Origin of the sequence: Streptomyces sp. NBC_01520, assembly GCF_045040375.1 — a bacterium.
Lineage (GTDB): Bacteria > Actinomycetota > Actinomycetes > Streptomycetales > Streptomycetaceae > Streptomyces.
In genome coordinates this window covers 2,828,651-2,853,058 of record NZ_CP109404.1, presented here as the reverse complement: position 1 = coordinate 2,853,058, position 24,408 = coordinate 2,828,651, and the positions used below count along the sequence as shown (strand labels likewise).

13 protein-coding genes and 3 pseudogenes are annotated in these 24,408 nt (G+C 71.6%); 8 read left to right on the top strand and 8 right to left on the bottom strand.

Annotated features, from left to right (window positions below; translation table 11 throughout):
- Positions 1-27 precede the first annotated feature (27 nt).
- Positions 28-2,919, top strand: coding sequence for an AfsR/SARP family transcriptional regulator (locus OG524_RS12815; protein ID WP_405810267.1), 2,892 nt, complete (start codon positions 28-30; stop codon positions 2,917-2,919).
- A gap of 87 nt (positions 2,920-3,006) precedes the next feature.
- Here OG524_RS12815 and OG524_RS12810 read toward each other — a convergent pair whose 3' ends face one another.
- From OG524_RS12810 to OG524_RS12785, 6 genes are all read right to left on the bottom strand, one after another.
- The gene (locus OG524_RS12810) at positions 3,007-3,582 is read right to left on the bottom strand and encodes a M23 family metallopeptidase (protein WP_405390726.1); all 576 of its coding nucleotides are present in this window, start codon (positions 3,580-3,582) and stop codon (positions 3,007-3,009) included.
- 183 nt (positions 3,583-3,765) lie between these two features.
- Positions 3,766-7,758, bottom strand: coding sequence for a type VII secretion protein EccCa (eccCa, locus tag OG524_RS12805; RefSeq protein ID WP_405810265.1), 3,993 nt, complete (start codon positions 7,756-7,758; stop codon positions 3,766-3,768).
- Positions 7,759-7,794: 36 nt separating this feature from the next.
- Positions 7,795-8,967 (bottom strand): CpaE family protein, encoded by a 1,173-nt coding sequence (locus tag OG524_RS12800; RefSeq protein WP_405390728.1) that lies wholly within the window; start codon positions 8,965-8,967, stop codon positions 7,795-7,797.
- 82 nt (positions 8,968-9,049) lie between these two features.
- Positions 9,050-10,390, bottom strand: a complete 1,341-nt coding sequence (gene eccD / locus OG524_RS12795) for a type VII secretion integral membrane protein EccD (RefSeq protein ID WP_405812455.1) — start codon at positions 10,388-10,390, stop codon at positions 9,050-9,052.
- Positions 10,391-10,554: 164 nt separating this feature from the next.
- A complete protein-coding gene (locus OG524_RS12790; protein ID WP_405390729.1) occupies positions 10,555-10,839 on the bottom strand; it encodes a hypothetical protein in 285 nt (94 codons plus the stop codon).
- Positions 10,840-10,959: 120 nt separating this feature from the next.
- Complete coding sequence (locus OG524_RS12785; protein ID WP_405390730.1) at positions 10,960-12,417, bottom strand: PucR family transcriptional regulator ligand-binding domain-containing protein; 1,458 nt, start codon at positions 12,415-12,417, stop codon at positions 10,960-10,962.
- Positions 12,418-12,581: 164 nt separating this feature from the next.
- Between OG524_RS12785 and OG524_RS12780 the strand changes: the two are divergent.
- The 6 genes and pseudogenes from OG524_RS12780 to OG524_RS12755 form a co-directional block, all read left to right on the top strand.
- Positions 12,582-12,973: pseudogene (locus tag OG524_RS12780) on the top strand (sodium:solute symporter); the annotation flags it as partial.
- A gap of 94 nt (positions 12,974-13,067) precedes the next feature.
- A complete protein-coding gene (gene speB / locus OG524_RS12775) occupies positions 13,068-14,045 on the top strand; it encodes an agmatinase (protein ID WP_405390731.1) in 978 nt (325 codons plus the stop codon).
- Positions 14,042-15,724, top strand: a complete 1,683-nt coding sequence (locus tag OG524_RS12770; RefSeq protein ID WP_405810262.1) for a thiamine pyrophosphate-binding protein — start codon at positions 14,042-14,044, stop codon at positions 15,722-15,724. Before speB ends, OG524_RS12770 begins: the two co-directional genes overlap by 4 nt.
- Positions 15,725-16,096: 372 nt before the next feature.
- Complete coding sequence (locus tag OG524_RS12765; protein WP_405393213.1) at positions 16,097-19,885, top strand: ABC transporter ATP-binding protein; 3,789 nt, start codon at positions 16,097-16,099, stop codon at positions 19,883-19,885.
- A 152-nt stretch (positions 19,886-20,037) separates the two neighbouring features.
- Complete coding sequence (locus OG524_RS12760) at positions 20,038-20,463, top strand: hypothetical protein (protein WP_405390733.1); 426 nt, start codon at positions 20,038-20,040, stop codon at positions 20,461-20,463.
- Between the two features lie 77 nt (positions 20,464-20,540).
- On the top strand, positions 20,541-22,025 hold the full coding sequence (locus tag OG524_RS12755) for a S28 family serine protease (protein ID WP_405810259.1): 1,485 nt from the start codon (positions 20,541-20,543) through the stop codon (positions 22,023-22,025).
- Between the two features lie 119 nt (positions 22,026-22,144).
- Here the strand turns inward: OG524_RS12755 and OG524_RS12750 are convergent.
- Positions 22,145-22,683 (bottom strand): annotated as a pseudogene (locus tag OG524_RS12750) (hypothetical protein).
- 117 nt (positions 22,684-22,800) lie between these two features.
- On the opposite strand from OG524_RS12750, the pseudogene OG524_RS12745 reads away from it, so the two are divergent.
- Positions 22,801-22,999: pseudogene (locus OG524_RS12745) on the top strand (DUF4158 domain-containing protein); the annotation flags it as partial.
- 188 nt (positions 23,000-23,187) lie between these two features.
- Here OG524_RS12745 and OG524_RS12740 read toward each other — a convergent pair.
- Positions 23,188-24,393 (bottom strand): epoxide hydrolase family protein, encoded by a 1,206-nt coding sequence (locus OG524_RS12740; protein WP_405390736.1) that lies wholly within the window; start codon positions 24,391-24,393, stop codon positions 23,188-23,190.
- Positions 24,394-24,408: the final 15 nt, after the last annotated feature.

Here is a 24,408-nt window from a genome sequence, read left to right as displayed (position 1 = left end):
CAGTTGTCGACAACGCGGAGGCCTGCAGTGGCGGAGCCGACATTCGGGGTCCTGGGGCCGCTCCAGGTGAAGGCGCAGGGTGTTCCGGTACGGATCGGCGGGGCCAAGCCCCGCGCCGTACTGGCGACCCTGCTGCTCCAGCCGAACGGCTTCGTCTCGCTGGATCTGCTGACGGAGGTCCTGTGGCCCGGCGGCGCACCTCGGTCCGCGGTCGCCAATGTGCGCACCTACGTAAGGACGCTGCGGCAGCGGCTTCCCCCTGCCGCCGTCGCGGGACTGCGTACCGAGCCCTCCGGTTACTCTCTGGACGCCGTACCCGGGGAAGTGGACATGCTGCTCTTCGAGCAGCAGCTCGCGGCGGCCCGTGCCGCCCGCGCCCGCGGAGAGGACGCCGCCGCACTGCGTGCCTACGAATCGGCCCTGGGGCTGTGGCGCGGCGGGGTGCTCCAGGACGTGCCCTCCAGCGTGGTGTGGGATCCGGCCATCACGCGCATGGAGGGGCTGCGGTCGGTCGCGGCCGACGAGTGTCTGGAGTTGCGGCTCCGGCTGGGGGACTACGCCCATCTGGTCTCCGGCCTGAGGTCCCGGCTGACCGAGAGTCCCCTGCGGGAGGACCTGTGGCGGATGCTGGTGCACGCGCTCGACGGCGCGGGCCGCAGCGCCGAGGCGCGGTCCGCGTACGCCGAGGCGGAGCGGGTGATCGCCGCCGAGCTCGGGATCGAGCCGAGCGAATCGCTGCGGGCCATCGGCGCCGAGGTCAACGGTTACGCCGGCCGCCGCCGTGCGGCGATGGCCGTTCCCGTCTGCCAACTGCCCATGGACATACCTGACTTCACCGGCCGCGCTGTCGAGGTCGCCGACCTGGAGCAGCTGCTGTCCACCGCCGGGCGGCAGCCGGTGGTCGCGGCGGTGTCGGGGCCGCCTGGTGCCGGCAAGTCCACGCTGGCCGTGCACGTCGCCCACCGGGTGCGTGACGCGTTCCCCGACGGGCAGCTCTACGTCGACCTGGCCGGAACGAGCGAGTGCCCCCGAGAGCCGGTGGACGTCCTGGCCGAGATGCTGCGTGGCCTGGGCGTCATCGACAGTGCGATACCCGGCGAACCGGGCGAACGCGCCGCGATGTTCCGTGCCCGTCTCGCCCAGCGGCGATTCCTCATCGTGCTCGACGACGCCGTGGACGGCGCACAGGTGAGTCCGCTGCTCCCCGGCACCGGCGGCTCGGCGGTGCTGGTCAGCTCGCGGCGCCGGATGCCCGGCCTGCCGGCGTATGCCTGCGCGCTCGGGCTGATGCGGCACGACGACGCCCGCGCCCTTTTCGGGGCCATTGTCGGCGCGGACCGGCTGCGCCGGGAGGGGGCCGACGCCGACCGTGTCCTCGCCGAGTGCGGATCACTGCCGCTGGCGGTACGGATCGCGGCCGCGCGGCTCGTGAACCGGCCCGGCTGGAGCGTCGGCACGCTGGCCGACTCGCTGCGCGACGAGCGTGGTCGCCTCGGGGCGGTCCGCCCCGGTGAGCTGGAGGTGCGGGCCGGTGTCGAACTCAGCTACCGCCATCTGCCCGAGCCCGCCGCCCACACCTTCCGCACCTTTGGCGACCTGCCCGACGACGCGGTCCCCGGCTGGCTCGTCGCCGTTGCGACGGGGTGCGACAGCGAGACCGCGGGAGGTCTGGAGACCCTGTTGGACGAACACCTCGTCGAAGTCGTGGGCAGGGACCATCTCGGGCTGAACCGCTACCGCATGCACGATCTGCTGCGGTCCTACGCCCGGGGCCTGACCTTGACGGGCGACCAGGACATACGGTTACGGCGCCGTCTCCACGTCATAGACGCGCTCATCGCCCTCGCCCGCACCGCCAACGCCGCCATGCCCACCCGCTTCCTCGGTGTGCTGGGCGAGCCCGACGAGCGGGGCCTGCCCGACGGACCGGCGCACGCTGTCGCCCCCACGGTGCGCGCCCGTCCCGTGGACTGGTTCGAGAGTGAGCACCGCAACCTCGTCGCCGCCGTCGACGCGGCCGTCCGGCTCGGGCGGACCGACCGGGCCGCCGACCTCGCGATCGAACTGGCGGGCTTCTTCGACATGCGCGGCTACTACGGGGACTGGCTGCGGACCCACCGGCTCGTGCTCGACGCCATGCCCCGTCACGACGACATCAGGGCGGCGGCTCTGCTGCGCAACCTCGGCCAGCTCCATCTCTACCAGGACCGGTACGCGGACGCGCTCGTCTCCTTCGACCGGGCCAGGGCGCTCTTCGCCGAGCTCGGCCACCGGACGGGGGAGGCGGTCGCCGCGGTGGGGTCCGGCTCGGTCCACCGGGTCATGGGTGAACTCGGTACCGCGCTGGAGACGTTCACCGCCGCGCTCCAGGACTTCGCCGCGACCGGCGACCGGCACGGGGAGGCGGTGGCACGCAACGCGATCGCCTCCGTCTGGCTGGAACGCAAGGACCCGGAGACCGCGGCCGGCTGGCTGAGCGGGGCCCTGGAGCTGTCCCGTGCCGACGGGGACCGGCACCGCGAGGCCCAGGTGCGCCGCCGGGTCGCCGTACTGCACGAACTGCGTGGCGAATCGCAGTCGGCGCGTGGCGAGCTGGAGCGCGCCCTCGGCATCTTCGACGAGCTGGCCGATCTGCACTGCGCCGCATACGTGCAGCAGAGCATCGCGGAACTGTGCCTGCGGCAGGGCGACGCCGGTGAGGCGTCGGCGCTGTTGATCGGGGCACTCGCCGTCCAGCAGCAGCTCGGGGACCGCCGTGCCGAGGCCCGGGTGGCCGGCCTGCTCGGTGAGTTGCACGACGCGACCGGCCGCAAGCAGACCGCGCGGCACTACTTCCACCGCTCCCTCGCGACGTGGCGCCGCCTGGGCCTGCCCGACGAGGCCGGACGGATGGACGCCAAGCTCCGCTCGATGCGCTGAGCGGCGGAGAAGGAGCCGGGTGCCGGGTGCCGGGGCCGGGTGCCGGTGCGACCACGGTCGCTCCGGCACCCGGCACCCGGCGGTGTGTCAGCATCTGTTGGTGCTGGTCTGGTTGCGCTTGAGGTAGTCGTTCCAGGTGACACCCTGGACGACCGCGACGACGACGGCTCCGTTGAGCTTCTGCTCGTAGTGCAGATGCGGGGTGATGTCGTAGAGGGCGGACGTGTTGCCGACCTCGCCGATCTTCTGGCCCACCCCCACCGTGTCGCCCGCGCTCACCGAACGCGTGTTCAGATGGGCGTACCGCGTCTGCCAGCCATCCCCGTGACCGATGACTATCGTGTTGCCGTACCCGGCGCCCGTCGAGTAGTACGACTCGAGGACCGTGCCACCGGCGCTGGCGAACACCCGGCGTCCCAGGTCGTCAGGGTTGCCGTTCGCGTCGTAGTGGTTCCAGTCGATCGAGTGCGCGGGACTGTGCCCGGACCAGTTGCTGCCGAGCCACGTCTGGCCGCACTCGAAGGGCATCTTGAAGGCGGGCCGTGCGGCCACGGCGGCTTCCGACGAGTCCACGACCGGCGCCGCCACAGCGACCGGAGCGGTGAGCGTGACTGCCGCGAACGCGGCCATGGTGATCAGCGACCGGCGAACATTCCTGTGCATGGTTCTCCCCTTGTCGTCGGGTGACACGGCGATTCAAGGAGGCGGGCATACACAGCGGATACATTCCGCCCGCCGAGCCCCACGAGCGCACTCCACGGTTCGGGGATACGGGTGGTGGGGGTGCGATGACGTCCTTCGCCATGGGGTCGTCCGGTCCTTCGCCGTTCCCCGCTCCACCGGGTGTCATTCGGGCGTGTGGACCGTCTGGATCAGGCGGTTCGACCGGCCCTTGCGGATGAGCACCCCTCGGCCCGCCGGCTGCCGGCTCGCGTACACCCCGGGGAACAGCTGGCCCTCGCTGCGGTCACCGGACATGAGGACGGCGGCCGCTCCCGACTCACGCAGACCGTGGACCAGCGGCTCGTACATGCCCCACGACGCGCCCGTCACCTGGCGTGACAGGACGAAGTGGAGGCCGATGTCCACCGCCGAGTGGATGTACGGCAGGAACGGGGCGAGCGGCGAATAGCCGTCCTCCATCAGTACGTCGTAGTCGTCGACGAGCACCACGATCCGGGGGCCGGTGCCCCGGCGACCGGGCTCCCCGTCCTCGGGGTCCTCGGGAGGAGTGCTGTCGTCGGGCAGCCGCTTCTCCAGTTCGGTGGCGACTCCGGCGGCGAGCCCCTCGCACAGCTTGGCGTTGTGGGCGTAGCCGCCGTCGAACTCCTCGGGGACCGCACCGCGCAGACCCTGCCGCGGGTCGATGACGGCGAAGATCAACTCGTCCTCGCCGTAGCGGTCGATGAGGCCGCGGGCAACGGTTCTGAGGAGATTCGTCCTGCCGCACCCGCTGTCGCCCAACACGATCAGGTGCTGGTCGTGGTGGAAGAGATCGAGCAGAACAGGAGCGAGCGCATCCTGGTCCAGGCCGATCGGCACCTGCCGGGGCTCGGCGGCCGGGCCGGGGAGCAGATGCGGCTCCAGGACGAGGGGCAGCACCAGGACGGGCTGGGCGACCTCACCGGTCCAGGCGGCGCGGACCGTACGAACCGTGCGGCCGAGGACCGCCTCCAGATCGATCGTGTCCACGAGTCCGTCCGTTCGCGGGAGCGCGGTCTGGGCGAAGAGTCCGCCGTCGGTCAGGACACGGCCCGGTTCGTGGGGTGACAGCGTCCCGGCGAGTGTCCGATCGATGCCGGACTCGCCGGGGTCGCTCAGGCACAGCTCGACCCGGGTGCCGAACGGCGCCTGGGTGGTGCCGGACCCGTCGCTCCGGCTGAGCGACCCGGCGACGACGTGGATGCCGTAGTCGCCGCCCCGCTCCAGGAGGTCGGCGACCGTGTCGTACAGCTCGTCGAAGTCGTCGCGCAGTTCGTCGAAGCCGTCGATGACGAGCACGATCTCGGCGGACGCCAGCTCGGGCAGCCGTCCCGCGGTGTGCAGGGTGCGCAGCTGTTCGACGGACGCGATGGCGTGCTCGCGGAAGAGGTCCTCGCGCGCATCGAGCATGCTGTGAACCATCTCGACCGTACGCACCGCGCGCTCGGGTTCCGCACGGCCCGCGATGCCGCCGACGTGCGGCAGCCCGGAGAGGACCTGGAGGCCGTCGTCGGCCAGGTCGAGGCCGTAGACGCCGACCTCCTGCGGGGTGTGGGTGAGTGCGAGGGACAGGACCAGTGTGCGCAGGAGGGTCGTCCTGCCGGACTGCGGGCCACCGATGACGGCGACGTGGCCGTCAGCCGCTGCGAGGTCCAGATACCACGGGCCCTGACTCTGTCCGGTCGGGTCGTCGAGCAGACCGAGCGGAACCTGCAGCGGGCCCTGCCGGCCGGCGAGCTGCATTCCGCGCGGGCCGGCTTCCAGCGGACCGGCGGCCTTGTCGAGGGCGAGCGCGACCGGAAGCGGTGGCAGCCAGATGCCGCCTACCGCAGGTGCTGCGTCCTCCAACTGCTCTACCACGACGTCCAGCTCGGTCGGCACGGCCTCCCGGTGCCCGGACACCGGTTCCCTCCGGCCCGAGTCGTCCGGTGCGGGCAGGGTGTCGAACGCCTTGTACTCCAGGGCGAGAGGCAGGCTCTCCACCTCGTTGGCCTGCGGTGTCGGTCCCCGGTAGTCGCCGGAGACATGGCCGGCCCTGAAGCGCTCGTAGTGACCGGTATCGGTCTTGAGGTAGCCGAAGCCCGGCAGCGGCGGCAGGTGGAAGGCGTCCGTGGTGTCCAGGACCGTGAGCGACTCGTCGGCGGAGAAGGTGCGCAGACCGATCCGATACGAGAGGTGGGTGTCCAGACCCTCAAGGCTGCCGTCCTCGATACGCTCGCCGGACAGCAGCAGATGCACACCGACGGAATGGCCGATACGGCCGACGATACGGAACAGGTCCACGAAGTCGGGCTTGGCGTCGAGGAGTTCGGCGAACTCCTCGACGACGACGAACAGGTGCGGCAAGGGATCCAGCTCGGGCCGTTCCCCGGAGCGCAGCGCGGAGTATTCACCGATGCCGGCGATGTCGCCCGCATCTTCGAGGACCTGCCGGCGGCGCTCCACCTCACCGGCGAGGGAGGCGTGGAGGCGCTCGACGAGGCCCGCCTCGTTCTCCAGGTCGGCGAGGGCACCTGCGACGTGGGGAAGCATCGCGAACGGCGCGAAGGTCGAACCGCCCTGGTGGTCGACGAGGATCAGGGCGAGGTCCTCGGGCGGGTGCGTCGTCACCAGGGCGAGGACGAGGGAACGCAGCAACTCCGCCCTCCCCGAACCGGTGGCGCCGACACACAGCCCGTGCGGGCCCATGCCGAGCTCCGAGGAGTCCTTCAGGTCGAGCAGCACCGGTTCGTGCGTGTCGCTGGTGCCGATGGGCACGCGCAGGAAATCGCGTTCGTCACGTGGGGCCCACAGCCGTGACAGGTCGAGGTGTGCCACGTCGCCGATCCCGAGCAGGCCGCCGAGGCCGACGGGGCCCGACAGCGGGGCGTCCAGCAGCGCTTCGGCGGACAGCCGCAACGGCGCCAGCATCCGGGCCAGGCTCTCGGCGAAAAGGGTGCTGACCTCGTCGACGGTGCCGTGGGCACTGACGGGTTCGGCTTCGCGCAGGTCCTCGACGAGCAGCTCGGAACCTTCGACAGTGATCCGGATGCCGACGTGTCCCGGTTCCTGAACACGCTGTTCGAGCAGGTGCAGGACGGTGACGCCCATGTCGGACAGGCCGACCGTGTTGTCGGGACGGGGCAGATCGACGGCGTCCTCGCCGTGCCCGTCGATGACGACGAGGAGCGGAGGAGCCACGGACAGGGCGTCCTGTCCGGCCGTTCCGGCCAGGCCCCGGCGCGCCTCGGCCGCGTAGGACGCGCGGCGGCGCAGGTCGGGGCCGAGCTGCCGCGCGAGCTGAGGGGGCGACGGGGCGATGCGGCGGGCGGCGACCGGGCCGTCGAACTGCTCCGCGTCAAGGAGGTGCGGGAGCCACATCGCCCAGCCCCAGTCGGCGATCCGGTCGCCGGGCACGGCGAGTGCCATGGCCACGTCGTCGGGGGCATGTGTCGCGGCGGTCTGGACGAGCAGGGCGCGGACCACTTGCAGGCAGTCCTCGCGGGGGCCGATCAAGCTGATGTTGCCGACCTGGTTCAGCGGAGCCGTGAGAGGCAGGTCGATTCCCGTACGGAAGCGGTTCACCAGCGCCGACGCCTCGTTGAGCATGAAGAGGTCCGGCGGAGTGAGGACGGACGAGCTCCCGTCGGCGATCCGCAGATCGCACACGGTCACCTCCCCGATGCCGACCCGCACACGCAGGAAGTCCGCATCGCTCCGGCGGCGTTCCCACAGGCGCGCAGGGTCGCGCACGATGTCGTACAGGGCGTACGGCGGCGGATCGAGCACATCGGCACGCTCCCGGCGCACACGCTCCTCCGAGGCGAACTCCTCACGCAGGTCCTCGACATAGGCGAGGTAGGCCTTCCGCCGGGTACGGCGGGTGCGCTGGGCCCTGCCGTACGGGGAGAGGAGGAGCGCGACGGAGCCGATGACAGTGGCGACGAGGACCATCGCCCCCAGTGCGGCGAACTGGTTGTCGCGTAGAACGGTCATCATCACGACGGACGTCATGACCCCGGCGACGGGGAGCAGCGACATCGCGATGGTGCCCGTCATCCCCTCGGGGAGGTTGGGCGGGGCCTCGATGGTGCGTGCCGGTGTGGCGGCCGGGGGTCGGATGGTCCTGGCCGGGCGGTGTATCAGTCGGGTGCTCATGGACGTCCGTCACTCACGCTCGGGCTCGGCATGGGGTCAGCGGCGCTTCTGCGACAGTTGGAAGACGTCCGCGGCGAGCCGGGTGACGGCCTGCCGGGTCGCGTGAGCGAGCAGTTCCGTACGGATGGCTCCGCCTGCGGCCAGGTGGCGGTCGAACGGGAGGACCTGGACGCTCGCTCCGGTGGACGCGAGCCGCTGCGCGGCCTTGTCGAGATCGATCCCCACATGTGGCGTCTGTTCGGTGAGTACGACGACCGTGCCCTCGATCACCTGGCGCGGCAGCGCCTGGATCCACTCCAGCACGTTGTGGGTGCTCGTGACGCCTTCCAGCGTGGCCGGTGCGGTCAGTACACGGGCCTGGGACGCGGAGAGCGCGACCCGGGCGACCTCGGCGGGCAGGGTCTCGCAGTCGACGACCGTCACGCCGAAGTAGCGGCGCAGGGAGACCATCACCTGCTCGTACGCCCTGGTGTCCAGCATCGCGCCGATCCGGCCCTGACTGCCGGGCAGCAGCCAGGCGTTGCCGGGGAGCTGGACGAGATAGCCGGTGACATCGAGCAGGGACATCTGGGGTTCGACGATGTCCGCCATGTCACCGGTGGTCCAGCGCAGCGACTGCGCACCGAGCCGCAGAGGCAGCGATCCGAGGGCCGGGTCCGCCTCGACGAGCAGGACCGGGTCCTGCCTGTAGTGCGCGTACGTGGTGCCGAGCAGCGCGGCGACGGTCGACTTGCCGGCGCCGCCCCTGATCGACGTGACGGCGATCTGCCGGCCGGTCGTGACGGGCTGCTGAAGGCGCTCGGCGGTGCGGGTGATCTCGGCCACCTCACGTGCCGCCGACGAGGAAACGATTCGTCGCAAACCGCGCACCGCCCGGGACGCGAAGGGCTCGCCGTGCCGCGGCTTGCGTACCGTTCCGGCCAGGCCGTCGTCCACCACGGGCCGGGAGTCGGGGGCGGCACGCGGCGGCCTGCTGCCGGGGGTGTACGACGCGGCGGGCGTCTGCTCCCGGCCCTGCTGAACCGCGGGTGCGGGTCCGGGGACCGTACGGGCGGCGTCCGGCAGCGGGGCACCGGGCGGTGGCAGGCCGGGCCCCGGCGCGGGGGCGCCGGTGCCCTGTGCCGGGCCGGTTCCGCCCCGCCCGGCGGGTGCGGCGGCGCCCCTCAGGTCGCGCAGCACATCGCCCTGCCAGTTGTCCGTGTTCGGCATGTCTGTCTTTCCCCTCCACCGCGCCGCCCCCGGCGGAGCGCCCGCGCGTTGACCCAGAACTTGTTGAGCAGCCGTCCGGGACTCAGAACTTGTTGAGCAGCCGTCCGAACACGCCGAACACACCTACGGCGAGCGGGAAGAGCGCCACCATGCCGATGGATTCGACCAGATCCGCCGTGCGGCGCAGCCGGACCCGCACATGCTCCGGCGGCTCCACCGCCAGCACCAGCAGCGGCAGCAGCGCTGCCGCACCCAGCACGGCGATCGCGCCCGCGCCCCCGGCATGCTGCATCCACAGCATCATCAGGCGCACCAGGAGGACCCCGGCGGCGGCCACGAGCGCCACCACCTCCACCACCAGCGGGAACGCGCGTGCCCTCGACAGGAGCACCACGGCGACGACGGAGGCCAGCACCACCGTCCACACCGTCGGCCGCCCGGACGAGGCGAGCAGCCAGCCCGCCGCAGCAGCCGAGACCGCCGCGACCAGGGTCGCGAGGGCCAGTCCCCGGTGCGTGGCCGCGAGAGCGTTGCCCACCTCGTGGCGGCTGACGGAGACGCCTCCGGAGCGGCGGTCGTCGAGCGCGGTGAGGCCGGACGCCATCAGGGCGATCCTCGGCAGCACACCGAGCAGCACCACCGAGAAGACCGCCATGGCGGCTCCGAGCCGGGCCGGGTCCTGCTGGACGGCGGCGACACACTCCCACACCACGGTGCCCGAGGCGGTCGCCGCGGCGCCGATCAGCCCGCCGCGGCCGAGCGGCGAGAAGTATCCGAGCAGCACCAGGGTCAGCACCAGCGCGCCCGCGACGGCGGCCAGACGCACGGTTCCCGCCCAGTCGTACGCGTCGGCCGCGGTCCATGCGGTGAGCACGCCGAGACCGCCGGAGACGGACAGCAGTGCGGTCGCGAGCCCACGGTTGCCCTGCTTGGCCCTGGCGGCGAGCGCACCGGACGCCAGGAGGACGAACGTGACCAGGGCGAGGGTGCCCGCGAGGGCGCCGAGCGAGAATTCCCGGCGGGCGAGCACTGCGGCGACCACCGCGAAGACGGTGGTGGCCACGCCCGCACTGGCCCGGCGCGCGACAGGACGCCAGCGCCAGGCCCGCAGATCGAGGTCGTCGGCCACCTGGTCCGTGACGTCGTGCACCACGGGGGCGGGCGGCGCGGAGTGGGACCTGACGAGCCGGAGCACGGCGCCGTCGGATATCCCGGCCGACGCCAGGGTGCTGTCGTGCGGCAGTGCCGAACCGTCGGACGTCAGCAACTGCCGGGTCAACGGGCGCGATGCGACCCGATCGTCGAGCAACTGGAGAATATCCGGGAGCAATTGCCCGATCGGTGTATCGGAGGGCAGGACCATGTCGGCCCGACGCCGCTCGCCGACCAGGGTCACCCGGCTCAGTTCCGTCCGGGATGTCATTGCTGTGCTCGCCACTTACGGCAACCTATCATCGCGATGTCGGGAGATTTCGGGCCAACTACGCATAGTCGTACGGTCGGCCTTCGGTCATTCCGGGAGAGGGCTCGCCACGGGCACGGAAAGCAAGGTGCCCATTTCCGGCCCGAATGCGGAATCTTCCTCGGTCAGGGTTGTTTCGTCGGTTTCGGTGCGGGCTGCCCGTAGTCCTGGGCCTGACGCTGCTGCTTGTCCTGCTCCGCCTGCTGTTTCTCCAGCGTGTGCTGGAGAAAGGACCACCCCACACACCCCGCGCACAGGACGGCCGCGACGGCGATCCCCGCGAATGCCTTCCCGAGCCGTTCGTCCGCCGTACGCCGGGCCCGCTGCGCGCCGAACAGGAGCGCGTCGCGCATCCGCCGACGGCGTACTCCCACCGATTCCAGCAGTTGGCTGTCGTAATCCCGTGCCATTCCGCTTCCACCCCCGTTGCTTTGCCTCTGCAACATAAGGCACCGGTTCGGGGCAGCACACCTCAGGGTGTGTGGCGCCCCGGACACCTGAGACCCCGTCACGCGCGGTCCGGACCCTCGTCAGCGCAGCGCGACCCACAACTCCGTGCGTACGTCCATGTCGTCCAGGTCCGCGTCCAGCAACGACGCGCACCGGGCGACGCGCTGACGGACCGTGTTGCGGTGGATCTTCAGGGCCACCGCGGTCCGGTCCCAGCTGCCGTGCAGGCTCAGCCAGCAGCGCAGGGTCTCGGCCAGGGGCTCCGTGAGCGGGGCCAGCAGGGTGCGGGCGTGGGCCTCGGCCAGGTCGGCGGGGATCAGCGCGGCCAGGCCGCCGGCGCCCGTGCGGTGCGTGGCCAGCGGGACGCGGGTCGCCTCCGCGCGGCCCAGGGCGCGGGCCGCCTCGGTGTCGGCGGCGGGCAGGGCCGTGACGGGGCACGGGGCGGAGGTGCCGAGGATCCAGCCCGTCTGCGCCGTCGCCTCGCGGGGGGCGGCGAGCAGGACCCGTACCGTTTCGCGGCCCGCGTCGACCAGGGGGGAGCCCAGCGAGGCGCCGAGGGCTCCGGCGGTGAGCGGGTCCGGGGTCCTGCCGTCCGTACGGCGGGCATGGACCACCGTCCAGGGAGCCCCGTCGTCGGCCAGGAGCGGGGCCACCTCCTGCGGGGAGGCCCCCAGCAGCATCCGTACGAGCGCCGCCGAGCGGCCCGCCGCGTCCGCACCCTGGTGCGGGGCGGTCAGCAGGGCGAGCAGGACGGCGGCGATCCCGGCGACGGTGTGGTCGCCGGGACCGCGGCCGCGGGTCGCCAGGGCCAGGGTCAGCCCCTGGCCGCCGCCGAGTGCGTAGGCGGACAGCTGCGTGCCGTCCAGGGTGTCGGTCGCGGAGGCGGGGGCGGACGTCCGGCGGCCGGGGGAGACCACCCGGGACAGCTGGGCCAGGGCGGCCCGCTCGTCCGGAGGGGAGCCGCCCGCCGCGTGCAGCTCCTCGCCCCGTGCCGTGAGCAGCACCGCCCGGCCCTCCAGCTGTACGGCCAGCTGGTGCAGCACCGCCGGCACCGGGTCGGGGCGGGCAGCCGCGGCCGCGAGGGCCTGCTGGGCGCGGGTCACCCGGCGCAGCTCGCGGTGGCGGGCCTCCGCCATCAGCCGCCACACCGCGCGCGCGATCGCCGTGAAAGGGGTCTCGGGGGGCACTTCCAGCAACGGCAGCCCGTGCCGGTCGCACGCCTCCACCAGTTCCGCGGGCACCGTGTCGTGCACCGGGGCCACCCCGAAGCCGAGCGCCGCCGCCCCCGCCTCCACCAGCCGCGCCACATACGTGTCCGCGTCCGTGAGCAGCACCCCGGCGCTCAGCAGCAGCTCACCGCCGAGCAGATACGGATACGGGTCGGCCATCTCGGAGGTGTGCACCCACAGCAGCTCCGCCCGGTCCGGCCCGGCGATCCTGCGCAGCCCCAGCTCCTTCCGGGCCAGCAGCTCGGCCAGCGGGATCGGAGGGGTCGGAGGAGCCGCGGGCGTCCGGTGTCCGGCGGGGGAGTCCGGCATGGAGGTTCCATCCGTTCAGTTGGCCGAGAATGGATGAAACGTACACTTCAGCATCGGCTTCCGGCCACCTACCGTCTTCACCACGCACGACCTGTGCGACGGGACGGGACGGAGGAGACCCATGGCCCATGGCTGTCGACTACGCGGTGATTGTCGTCCGTCCGGCCGGCATCCTCGTCATCGGGCCGGCCGCCATCGGCATCGCCATCGCACTCAGCAACGTCGTCGAAGCCCTGACGTGGCGTACAACCTGCTGGTCGGCGGACTGCTGGTGCCGATCCCCGGGGGTCTGCTCCGGCGCCGGGGCACGGCGGCGGGCGCGCCGGCCGCCGTCCGTGTGGGCGGCGTCGCGGTGATCGGGCTGATGGCTGCCTACGGGATCCTCACCGACGAGCCGGTCTCCTACGGGCTGCTGTCCTCGCTCGCGGTGTACGTGATCGTCCCGCCGGCGACGAGGCCGACGGACACCGCGGTGCCGACCGCCTGGCGCGAACGGCCGGCGGGGCGGGGTCCGGAGACCGGGCCCGCGGCCGTCCCGGAGCCGGCCACCACCTGACCCCCTGGCAGGACCCGTCGCGGTGGGCCCCGCGCCCCGCCGCACCCCGCACACTGGATACCGTACGAAAACCGAAGGAAAGGCACTCCGCCCCATGAGCAGCAACGAATCGCCGCGCGGCCCCGTCGACTCCTCCCGCGTCCCGCGGTACGCCGGTCCCGCGACGTTCGCCCGGCTGCCCCGGCTCGACGAGGTCGGCTCGGCCGATGTCGCCGTCGTCGGAGTGCCCTTCGACAGCGGCGTCTCCTACCGCCCCGGCGCCCGCTTCGGCGGCAACGCCATCCGTGAGGCCTCCCGGCTCCTGCGCCCCTACAACCCGGCGCAGGACGCCTCCCCCTTCGCCCTCGCCCAGGTCGCCGACGCCGGTGACATCGCCGCGAACCCGTTCGACATCAACGAGGCCGTCGAAACGGTCGAGGCCGCCGCCGACGACCTGCTCTCCACCGGCGCCCGGCTGATGACGCTCGGCGGCGACCACACCATCGCGCTGCCCCTGCTGCGTTCCGTCGCCAAGAAGCACGGCCCCGTCGCCCTGCTCCACTTCGACGCACACCTGGACACCTGGGACACCTACTTCGGCGCCGAGTACACCCACGGCACCCCGTTCCGCCGGGCCGTCGAGGAAGGCATCCTCGACACCGAGGCGCTCTCCCACGTCGGCACGCGCGGCCCGCTGTACGGCAAGCAGGACCTCACCGACGACGCCAAGATGGGCTTCGGCATCGTCACCTCCGCCGACGTCATGCGGCGCGGCGTCGACGAGATCGCCGACCAGCTGCGCCGGCGCATCGGCGACCGGCCGCTCTACATCTCCATCGACATCGACGTCCTGGACCCGGCGCACGCCCCCGGCACCGGCACCCCCGAGGCCGGCGGCCTCACCTCGCGCGAGCTCCTGGAGATCCTGCGCGGCCTGTCCTCCTGCCACCTGGTCTCCGCCGACCTGGTCGAGGTGGCCCCCGCGTACGACCACGCGGAGATCACCTCCGTCGCCGCCTCCCACACGGCGTACGAGCTGACGACGATCATGGCCCGCCAGATCGCGGCGGCCAAGGGAGCGCGGGGCAAGTGAGCCACGACCACGACGACCGGCCGCAGCTCACCCCCGCACAGGCCGAGGCGGCGCTGAACCCCCCGCCCGGACGCAACGGCGGCGACCTCGTGATCGAGACCCTCCAGGGCCTCGGCGCCACCACCGTCTTCGGGCTGCCGGGCCAGCACGCGCTCGGCATGTTCGACGCGCTGCGCCGCTCCTCCCTCACCTACGTCGGCCTGCGCGTCGAGAACAACGCGGGCTTCGCCGCCGACGCCTACGGCCGGATCACCGGCGAGGTCGCCCCGCTGCTCCTCTCCACCGGACCCGGCGCACTGACCTCGCTGGCCGCGCTCCAGGAGGCTGCGGCGGCGTCCGCGCCCGTACTGGCGGTCTCCAGTCAGATCCCGACCGCCGGACTCGGCGGCGGGCGCCACGGCTACCTGCACGAGCTCCGCGACCAGCAGGCCTCGTTCCGCGACATCGTGAAGTCCGTGCACACCGTGCGCACGCCCTCGCAGATCCCCTCCGCGATCGCCGCCGCCTGGGAGTCCGCGCTCACCGCCCCGCACGGTCCTGTCTGGGTGGAGATCCCGCAGGACGTGCTGCTCGCCGAGACGGTCCTGCCGGTCGTCAGCGCCCTCGACGCCACCCCGCGCGAGGTCTACCCGCGCCCGGAGCTCACGCTCGTCGCGGCCCACCTGCTGTCGCACGCCGAACGGCCCGCGATCATCGCGGGCGGCGGCGTCGTACGGTCCGACGCGACCGGCAAGCTGCGCGCCCTCGCCGAGAAGATCAACGCCCCGGTCGTCACCACCTTCGGCGGGAAGGGAGCCTTCCCCTGGGAGCACCCGCTCTCGCTCCGCTCCTGGCTGGAGGACCGGCACACCACGGACTTCCTGGAGGACGCGGACATCCTGCTGGTCGTCGGCTCCGGGCTCGGTGAACTCTCCTCCAACTACCACACGTTCGCCCCGCGCGGCCGGGTCGTCCAGATCGAGGCCGACGCCGGGAAGCTGGAGTCCAACCACCCCGCGCTCGGCATCCACTCCGACGCCCGCGAGGCTCTCTCCGACCTCCTGGACACGGTGGAGCCCCGCCCGGACGGCACCGCCGCCGAGCGCGTCCGGACGGTGCTGCACGCCGTCCACGACCGGATCGCCGCCCAGGACCTCACCCTGGAACAGCAGGTGATCGCGTCCGTCCGCGAGGCGCTGCCCGACACCGCGCCCAGCTTCTGGGACATGACGATCCTCGCCTACTGGGCCTGGTCCGCCTTCGACGCCCGCCACCCCAACACGATGCACTCGGCCCAGGGCGCGGGCGGCCTCGGCTACGCCTTCCCGGCCGCGCTCGGCGCCGCTGTCGCCGACGCCACGAAGCCCGTCCTCGCGGTCTCCGGGGACGGCGGAGCGATGTACTCGATCGCCGAGCTCGCCACCGCCCGGCAGTACGACCTGCCCGTCACCTGGCTGATCGTCGACGACGGCGGCTACGGCATCCTGCGCGAGTACATGACGGGCGCCTTCGGCGAGACCACGGCGACGGAGCTCTCCCGCCCGGACTTCGTGGCCCTGGCCGAGTCCTTCGGCGTCCCCGGGGTCCGCACGACACCGGAATCCCTGGCCGCCGACCTGGGCAAGGCCCTGGCGGCTCCGGGGCCGTCGGTGGTGGTGCTTCCCGCGCTGCTGAAGATGTTCGAGCCGACGCACCTCTAGCCGGTCCCGGTGGCGGCCGGGTCAGCCCCCGGCCGCCGCTCGCGCCTCGCCCACGGTCTCCGGTTCGGGCCCCACGGAGGAACGAACCGTGTCCGCGGCCTCCCGGGCAGTGAACGGCCGCGAGCGGAAAGACGACCCAACGAGTGACGGGAGCCCCGTCGGTTGACGCCGTGGTCCCAGGACCACCCGAGCCCCGCCTCCGACCATGGGCCGAAAATTGTTGCAGCGGGATGAAATCCGCAGCTGGGCGCGTTGGTCACGTGCGGTAGGTCAGGCGGATGCGGTGGGGCGAACGGGAGGCACGGGGTGGCGGTCGCGAAGGAGCAGGACGCGAAACAGGGCACGGAGCACCTGGACACGGAGCAGCAGGCCGTGCTGCCGCAGGGCTGGGGGCGGCGGCTGACCGGGTACGCCTGGCGCTACCGGCGCAACGTCCTGCTGGCCCTGGGCTCGTCCCTCGCCGGCATGGGCGTGATGGCCCTCGTACCCCTCATCACCAAGGTGATCATCGACGACGTCGTCGTCGACCACACCCGCTCCCTCGGCCTCTGGACCGGCCTGCTCATCGGCGCGGCCGTCCTCGTCTACATCGCCACGTACATCCGCCGCTACTACGGCGGCCGGCTCGCCCTCGACGTCCAGCACGACCTGCGGACCGACATCTACACGACCCTCACCGAACTGGACGGGAAGCGGCAGGACGAGCTGTCCACCGGGCAGGTCGTCGGGCGTGCCACCAGCGACCTGCAGCTGATCCAGGGGCTCCTCTTCATGCTCCCGATGACCATCGGGAACGTCCTGCTCTTCCTCATCTCCCTGGTGATCATGGCGTGGCTGTCGCTGCCCCTGACCCTCGTCGCCCTCGCCGTCGCCCCCGCCCTCTGGTTCATCGCCCGCCGCTCCCGCACCCGTCTCTTCCCCGCCACCTGGTACGCCCAGAGCCAGGCCGCCGCCGTCGCCGGAGTGGTCGACGGGGCCGTCTCCGGGGTGCGCGTCGTCAAGGGGTTCGGGCAGGAGGAGCAGGAGACCGGCAAGCTCCGGGAAGTCGGCCGCAAGCTCTTCGCGGGCCGGCTGCGCACCATCCGGCTGAACTCCCGCTACACCCCCGCCCTGCAGTCCGTACCGGCCCTCGGCCAGGTCGCGATGCTGGCACTGGGCGGCTGGCTCGCCACCCGCGGCGAGATCACCCTCGGTACGTTCGTCGCGTTCTCCACCTATCTCGCCCAGCTCGTCGGCCCCGTCCGGATGCTCGCCCTGGTCCTCACCGTCGGCCAGCAGGCCCGCGCCGGGGTGGAGCGCGTCCTGGAACTGATCGACACCGAGCCGTCCATGCGGGACGGCACGAAGGTGCTCCCCGCCGACGCCCCGGCGAGCGTCGAGTTCGACGACGTCCGCTTCGGATACGCCGCGCTGCGCTCCGCCTCCGCTCGTGACGAGGACCCTGGAAGCGGAGCCGCCGACCGCCCCGTGCTCGACGGGTTCTCCCTCACGATCGAGCCCGGCGAGACCGTCGCCGTCGTCGGCGCCTCCGGCAGCGGCAAGTCCACCGTCTCGCTCCTGCTGCCCCGCTTCTACGACGTGACGCACGGCGCCGTCCTGGTCGGCGGCCACGACGTCCGCGAGCTGACCCAGGACTCGCTCCGCGCCGCCGTCGGACTCGTACCGGAGGACAGCTTCCTCTTCTCCGAGTCGGTCGGCGCCAACATCGCGTACGGGGTCCCCGACGCCACCCGGGAACAGATCGAGCGGGCCGCACGCATCGCCCAGGCCCACGGATTCATCTCCGAGCTGCCCGACGGCTACGACACCAAGGTCGGCGAGCACGGCCTCACCCTGTCCGGCGGCCAGCGCCAGCGCATCGCGCTGGCCCGCGCCATCCTCACCGACCCCCGGCTGCTCCTCCTCGACGACGCCACCTCCGCCGTCGACGCCCGGGTGGAACACGAGATCCACGAGGCCCTGGCCCAGGTCATGGCCGGCCGCACCACCCTGCTGATAGCGCACCGCCGCTCCACCCTCGGCCTCGCCGACCGCATCGCCGTCCTCGACCGGGGACGCCTCGCGGACATCGGCACGCACGCGGAGCTGGAGGAGCGCTCCGCGCTCTACCGGCGGCTGCTCACCGACCCGGACGAGCTGGGCGGCACCTCACCCGGCCACCGGCCGGTCGAGGCCGCGGTGCCCGAGGACGACGACCGTGCGCTCCAGGAGGAGCTGGACGCCGAGTTCGACGCCGAGCGGGGCATCACCCCCGAGCTGTGGATCCGCAAGGAGGAGCCGCGCGACGCGGCGGCGGCCGGGATGCCCGCCACCCCCGAGCTGCTCGCCCAGGTCGACGCGCTGCCGCCCGCCACCGACACCCCCGACATCGACGAGGCGAGCGCCGTCCGGCCGGAGGAGTCCTACGGGCTTCGCAGGCTGCTGCGCGGCTTCGGGCTGCCGCTGCTGGCGAGCCTCGGCCTGGTCGCCGTGGACGCGGGCATGGGCCTGCTCCTGCCCGTACTGATCCGGCACGGCATCGACGACGGCGTCACGCAGATGGCGCTCGGCGCCGTCTGGGCGGCGGCGGGACTCGGTCTGCTGGCCGTCCTCGTCCAGTGGGCGGCGCAGATCGGGGAGACCCGGATGACGGGCCGCACAGGCGAACGCGTCCTCTACTCCCTGCGCCTCAAGATCTTCGCGCAGCTCCAGCGGCTCGGCCTCGACTACTACGAGCGTGAGCTGACCGGCCGGATCATGACCCGGATGACGACGGACGTCGACGCGCTGTCCACGTTCCTGCAGACGGGCCTGGTCACCGCCTTCGTCTCGGTCGTCACCTTCTTCGGCATCACGGTCGTGCTCCTCGTCCTCGACGTCCAGCTGGCCCTGGTCGTCTTCGCGACCCTTCCGGTGCTGGTCGTCGGCACGTTCTTCTTCCGCCGCAAGAGTGTCGAGGCGTACGAGCTCGCCCGTGAACGCATCAGCGTCGTCAACGCCGACCTCCAGGAGTCCGTCGCCGGGCTGCGGATCGTGCAGGCGTTCCGGCGCGAGCACGACGGCGCCGAGCGGTTCGCGGCGCGCAGCGACCACTACCGCCAGGCCCGGGTGCGCGGGCAGTGGCTGATCTCCGTCTACTTCCCGTTCGTGCAGCTGCTGGCCTCGGTCGCGGCGGCCGCCGTGCTGATCGTCGGCGCCGGCCGGGTCGACAACGGCACGCTGACGACGGGTGCGCTGGTCGCCTACCTGCTCTACATCGACCTGTTCTTCGCGCCCGTGCAGCAGCTGTCGCAGGTCTTCGACGGCTACCAGCAGGCCACCGTCTCGCTCGGCCGGATCCAGGAACTCCTGCGGGAGCCGACGTCCACCGCCGACCACGACCGGCCGAAGGACGTGAGGTCGCTGCGGGGTGACATCGCGTTCGAGGACGTGTCGTTCGCGTACGGATCGCTCGACGACGCGACGGTGAAGGAGGAGGCCCTCACCGGCATCGACCTGCGGATCCCGGCCGGTCAGACGGTCGCGTTCGTCGGTGAGACGGGTGCGGGCAAGTCGACCCTGGTCAAGCTCGTCGCCCGGTTCTACGACCCGACGGGCGGGCGGGTCACGGTGGACGGCGCCGATCTGCGCACCCTCGACATGACCGCGTACCGGCACCGGCTCGGCGTCGTGCCCCAGGAGTCCTACCTCTTCGCCGGCACGGTCCGCGACGCCATCGCCTACGGGCGGCCGGAGGCAACCGACGCGCAGGTGGAGGCGGCGGCCCGCGCGGTCGGGGCGCACGACATGATCGCCACCCTGGAGGACGGCTATCTGCACGAGGTCGCCGAGCGCGGCCGCAACCTCTCGGCCGGCCAGCGCCAGCTGGTCGCCCTCGCCCGCGCCGAGCTCGTCGACCCCGACATCCTGCTGCTCGACGAGGCGACCGCATCCCTGGACCTCGCCAGCGAGGCCCTGGTCAACCAGGCGACGGACCGGCTCACCGGCCGCCGCACCACGCTGGTCGTCGCCCACCGGCTGACGACGGCCGCCCGTGCGGACCGGGTCGTGGTCATGGCCGACGGCAGGGTCGCCGAGGACGGCACGCATGACGAACTCGTCGCCAGGGAAGGCCCGTACGCCCGGCTGTGGCGCACCTTCATAGGAGAGGGCATAGGCGAGGACGCCCCGGCGGGCGTCTGACACGCGCCGCGGCGCCGGAGAGGTCGGCGGGCGGGTTCGGTGGGAGGTCCGGCCGGAGGGAACCCTTCCGCCCGCTCCGTGCGTCGTACGCACATGCATACGCATGTGTGTACGAAGGCCGAAGGTTCGAGGGAATGGGTGGGGTGGCCGGGATGGTGAGACCGCTGAGGTCGTCGAGGCCCAGGAGAGGGCCCGTCGCCAGACGGCTGGGGGCCGGACTGCTCGTCCTCCCGCTGCTCGCGGCGGTCGGCCTGGTCCAGGCCACGTCCGGGGCGGCTCCGGCGCACGCCGCGTCGGCCTGTTCCGGACGGCTGGTCAAGAAGGTGACGTTCTCCACCGGTTCGCTGCGCGTGTACGAGAGCCGCGCCTACGCGTGCGCCGTCACCGTCGCCAAGAAGCCGGGCAAGCGCCGCACGATGCGGGTGTCGCTGCAGCCGCGCGGCGGCCGGGCGGTCGTCGACAGCGGCAACTACACCAAGCTGGCCGGGCCGGTCACGGTCCACGCGCTGAACCGCTGCGTCCGCGCGTCCGGTTCCGTCGCCGGGGTGTCGGCGTCCACCGGGTGGATCCTGTGCTGAGATCCAACCGGGTCTGGCGTGAGCGGTGTTACCCCCGCTAGGTTCACGGCGAATGTCGTGAATCAAGGGGAGGGTGCATGCGCAAGGCGCTCAGAGGGGTTCTGTCGCTCGCGGTGCTCATAGGCACGGTGAGTGCGACGGGAGCCTCGGCCGGTGCGGCCACCGCCGCGGAACCGACCGCGAAGCAGAGCAGCGGCTTCACCAGCAGCAGCGAGAGCAGCAGCGAGGACATCAAGGACCGCATCCTGGCCATCCCGGGAATGAGTCTGATCCAGGAGAAGCCGTACCCCGGCTACCGCTTCTTCGTCCTCGAGTACACCCAGCCGATCGACCACAAGCAGCCGTCCAGGGGCACCTTCCAGCAGCGGATCACGCTGCTGCACAAGGACACGACCCGCCCGACGGTCTTCTTCACCAGCGGCTACCACGTCTCGACCAATCCCAGCCGCAGCGAGCCGACGCAGATCATCGACGGCAACCAGGTCTCCCTGGAGTACCGCTTCTTCACGCCGTCCCGTCCGGAGCCCGCCGACTGGTCGAAGCTCGACATCTGGCAGGCCGCCAGCGACCAGCACCGGGTGTTCAAGGCGCTGAAGAAGATCTACTCCGAGAACTGGCTGACCACCGGCGGCTCCAAGGGCGGTATGACCGCCACCTACTTCGAGCGCTTCTACCCGAAGGACATGGACGGCGTCGTCGCGTATGTCGCGCCCAACGACGTGGTCAACAAGGAGGACTCGGCGTACGACCGGTTCTTCGCCGAGGTCGGCACCAAGGAGTGCCGCGACCGGCTGACCGGCGTCCAGCGCGAGGCACTCATCCGCCGTGAGCCGCTGGAGAAGAAGTACGAGGCGTACGCCGCCGAGAGCGGCTACACCTTCGAGACCGTCGGCTCGCTCGACAAGGCGTACGAAGCCGTCGTCATGGACTACGTCTGGGCGTTCTGGCAGTACAGCATGGTCGCCGACTGCGAGGCCCTGCCCGCCGACGCGCCCAACGCGACCGACGAGGAGATCTGGGACTCGGTCGACGGGATCTCCGGCTTCTCCGCCTACGCGGACCAGGGCCTGGAGGCGTACACGCCGTACTACTACCAGGCGGGTACCCAGCTCGGCTCGCCCGACATCGCCCAGCCCTGGCTGGGCGACCTGAGTCGCTACGGCTACCAGCCGCCGCGCTCCTTCGTGCCGCGCTCCATCCCGATGAAGTTCCAGCCGTCGGCGATGCGGGACGTGGACAGCTGGGTCAGGAACAACGCCCGGCGGATGATGTACGTCTACGGGCAGAACGACCCGTGGGGTGCCGAGCCCTTCCGCCTCGGCAAGGGCGCCCGTGACAGCTACGTCTACACGGTGCCTGGCGGCAACCACGGCTCCAAGGTCGCCGGTCTCGTCGCCGACGAGAAGGCGAAGGCCACCGCGGCCATCCTGCGCTGGGCCGGCGTGGCCCCGGCGGCCGTCGAGGCCGACCCCGCCAAGGCGAAGCCGCTCGCGAAGTTCGACGCGCGCCTCGACAAGCGGGACGCGGAGCTGGAGCGCAACGAGGGCACGCTGAGGCCGTAAGGCCGATCGGCGGGTCCGGCCTGAGGGCCTGACGGCCTGAGGGCCTGACGGCCTGACGGCCTGACGGCCTGGCCCTGTCCGGCCCTGTCCGGCCGTCAGGCCGCGTGCACCGGGTGGTCTCACACCCGGTGCACGCAGCCCACCGGCCGCTCGCCGCCCAGCTGGACGAAGAGATCGGTCGTGTCCGGGCACAGCGCGCGCCGCGCCACCGCCGAGCGGATCCCGAACTCCGGTGGCCGCTCGCCCGATCCGTCGCAGGCAATCTCCCTGACCTCGCCCTCGCGGGAGCCGTAGAGGCAGTCCCCGACGACCGTCGGCGGCCGCCCTGCCCGGGATCGCCCGGATGCGGGGGTTCCAGATTGCGCATGCACGCGTATCCGCGGGGCACGGCCGCCTTCCGGGAAGGCCCGCCCCCCGAGATGTGCAGCACGAAGTCCGTCGTGGGCGGACAGGCCGGGCCGTCCGACCTCGCGCCCGTGTGCCGCTCCAGCACGCGGGCCGCCGCCTTCTCGCTGCCGCACGACACCTCGCGCACCACGTCCCCGCGCGAACCGCAGTCCGCCGGTCCCAGGAACACCGCCCCGTGGCCCGGCGGCGGCGTACCGGCGGCCGTACCCGGCGTACCGCCCGCGGGCTGCTGACACGGCCTTGGGGCCATCGGTACAGCGTTGGCGTTACGCACTTGATCTTGGTCGTTTGGCACACATGATCGGCTCGCCGGGGGTGTTCAGCGGAAGATCCACGACCACGTGCGGCGGCTGGTTACGTCCGCGATATGCCCGTGGAATTTTTGACTGATGAGCAGGCCACCGCGTTCGGATCGTTCGCGGATGACCCGACGGAGACCTGAGCTGGAACGGTTCCTCTTCCTCGATGACGAGGACCGGAAGCTGATCGCGAAGAGGCGTGGTGATCACAGCCGTCCCGGTTTCGCGGTGCAGCTCTGTCCAGTCCGCTATGTCGGGCTGTTCCTGGACTACGACCTGCGTCGAGCGTCTCGTACGTTTCGAGGAGCCCCTCGTCGCGAGATTCCACCAGAACTCGGACCCCGGAAACGTGATGGACCTCATGCCTTTGGTAAGGCGTGCTGCACCCCAGCGCCTTTGGTCGATTCAGTGAAGCCCGAGTGATACGCGTGCGCTCCTGAGCTCGCGCGTTGGTGTCAGGAACGAAGGGTGCGCAGGCCGGTGCGGATTTCGCTGACCAGGATCTCGGGCTGTTCCAAGGCCGCGAAGTGCCCGCCCTTGTCGGCCTCGCCGTAGTGGATCAGATTGCTGTAGGTGTCTTCGATCCAGCTTCGTGGCAGGAGTGGGATGTCCTTCGGGAAGACGGTCACCGCGACCGGAAGCGTCAGCTTCGGGCCGGCGAGAGTGCCCGATTTGTTCTCCCAGTAGATGCGACCGGACGACGCTGCGCTGTTGGTGAACCAGTAGAGGGATATCGCGTCGAGCATGTCGTCCATGCTGAGGGCGTCCTCGGCGAGCCCGTGGTTGTCGGTCTTGGACTGGAACTTCTCGTAGATCCAGGCTGCCTGACCGGCGGGAGAGTCCGCCAGGGCGAATCCGACAGTCTCCGGCTTCGTGCGCTGAAGGTGGTTCGACCCACCTAGATCGTCGGTGTAGAGGGCGAGGGTCTCCACGGCGTAGCGCTCTTCGGGCGACAAGGTGTCGGGTATCTGTGCGGGAAAGGCGTACTGGGTGTTCAGATGAATTCCGAGAAGTCCCTCAGGTTGCATGGCCCCGAGGGCGGTGGTGACGACGGCACCCCAATCGCCGCCTTGCGCGGCCCATCTCGTGTAGCCGAGACGCTTCATCAGCTCCACCCACGCGCTTGCGATGCGCGATACGGTCCACCCGGTCTCCGTGGGCTTCTGGGAGAACCCGAACCCGGGGAGCGACGGGACGACGACGTCGAATGAATCGGCGGCGTCTCCTCCGAACGAAACCGGATCGGTCAGCGGGCCGATCAGCTTCAGGAACTCGACGATCGAGCCCGGCCATCCGTGCGTGAGTACCAGCGGCATCGCGTTGGGGTTCTTGGACCTGACATGGATGAAGTGGATGTCCAGCCCATCAATCTCGGTCAGGAATTGGGGGAAGCGATTGAGCTCGGACTCGAAGCGCCGCCACTTGTAGCCGCGCTTCCAGTAGTCGACCAGAGCTCTGGCGTTCTCTACGCGAACCCCTTGCGACCAGTCGCCCACCGTTTCCGGATCCGGCCATCGAGTCCTGGCCAGTCGCTGCTTCAGTTCGTTGATCTCCGAATTCGGGATCGAGACGGTGAACGGGCGGACGAGGGCCGTCCCCGCGTCGGCTCCAGGCACCGAGCCCGTCGACGCCCGCGCCTGGGCGGGGTGCGCCACGCCCACGAGGCCGAGTGCGAC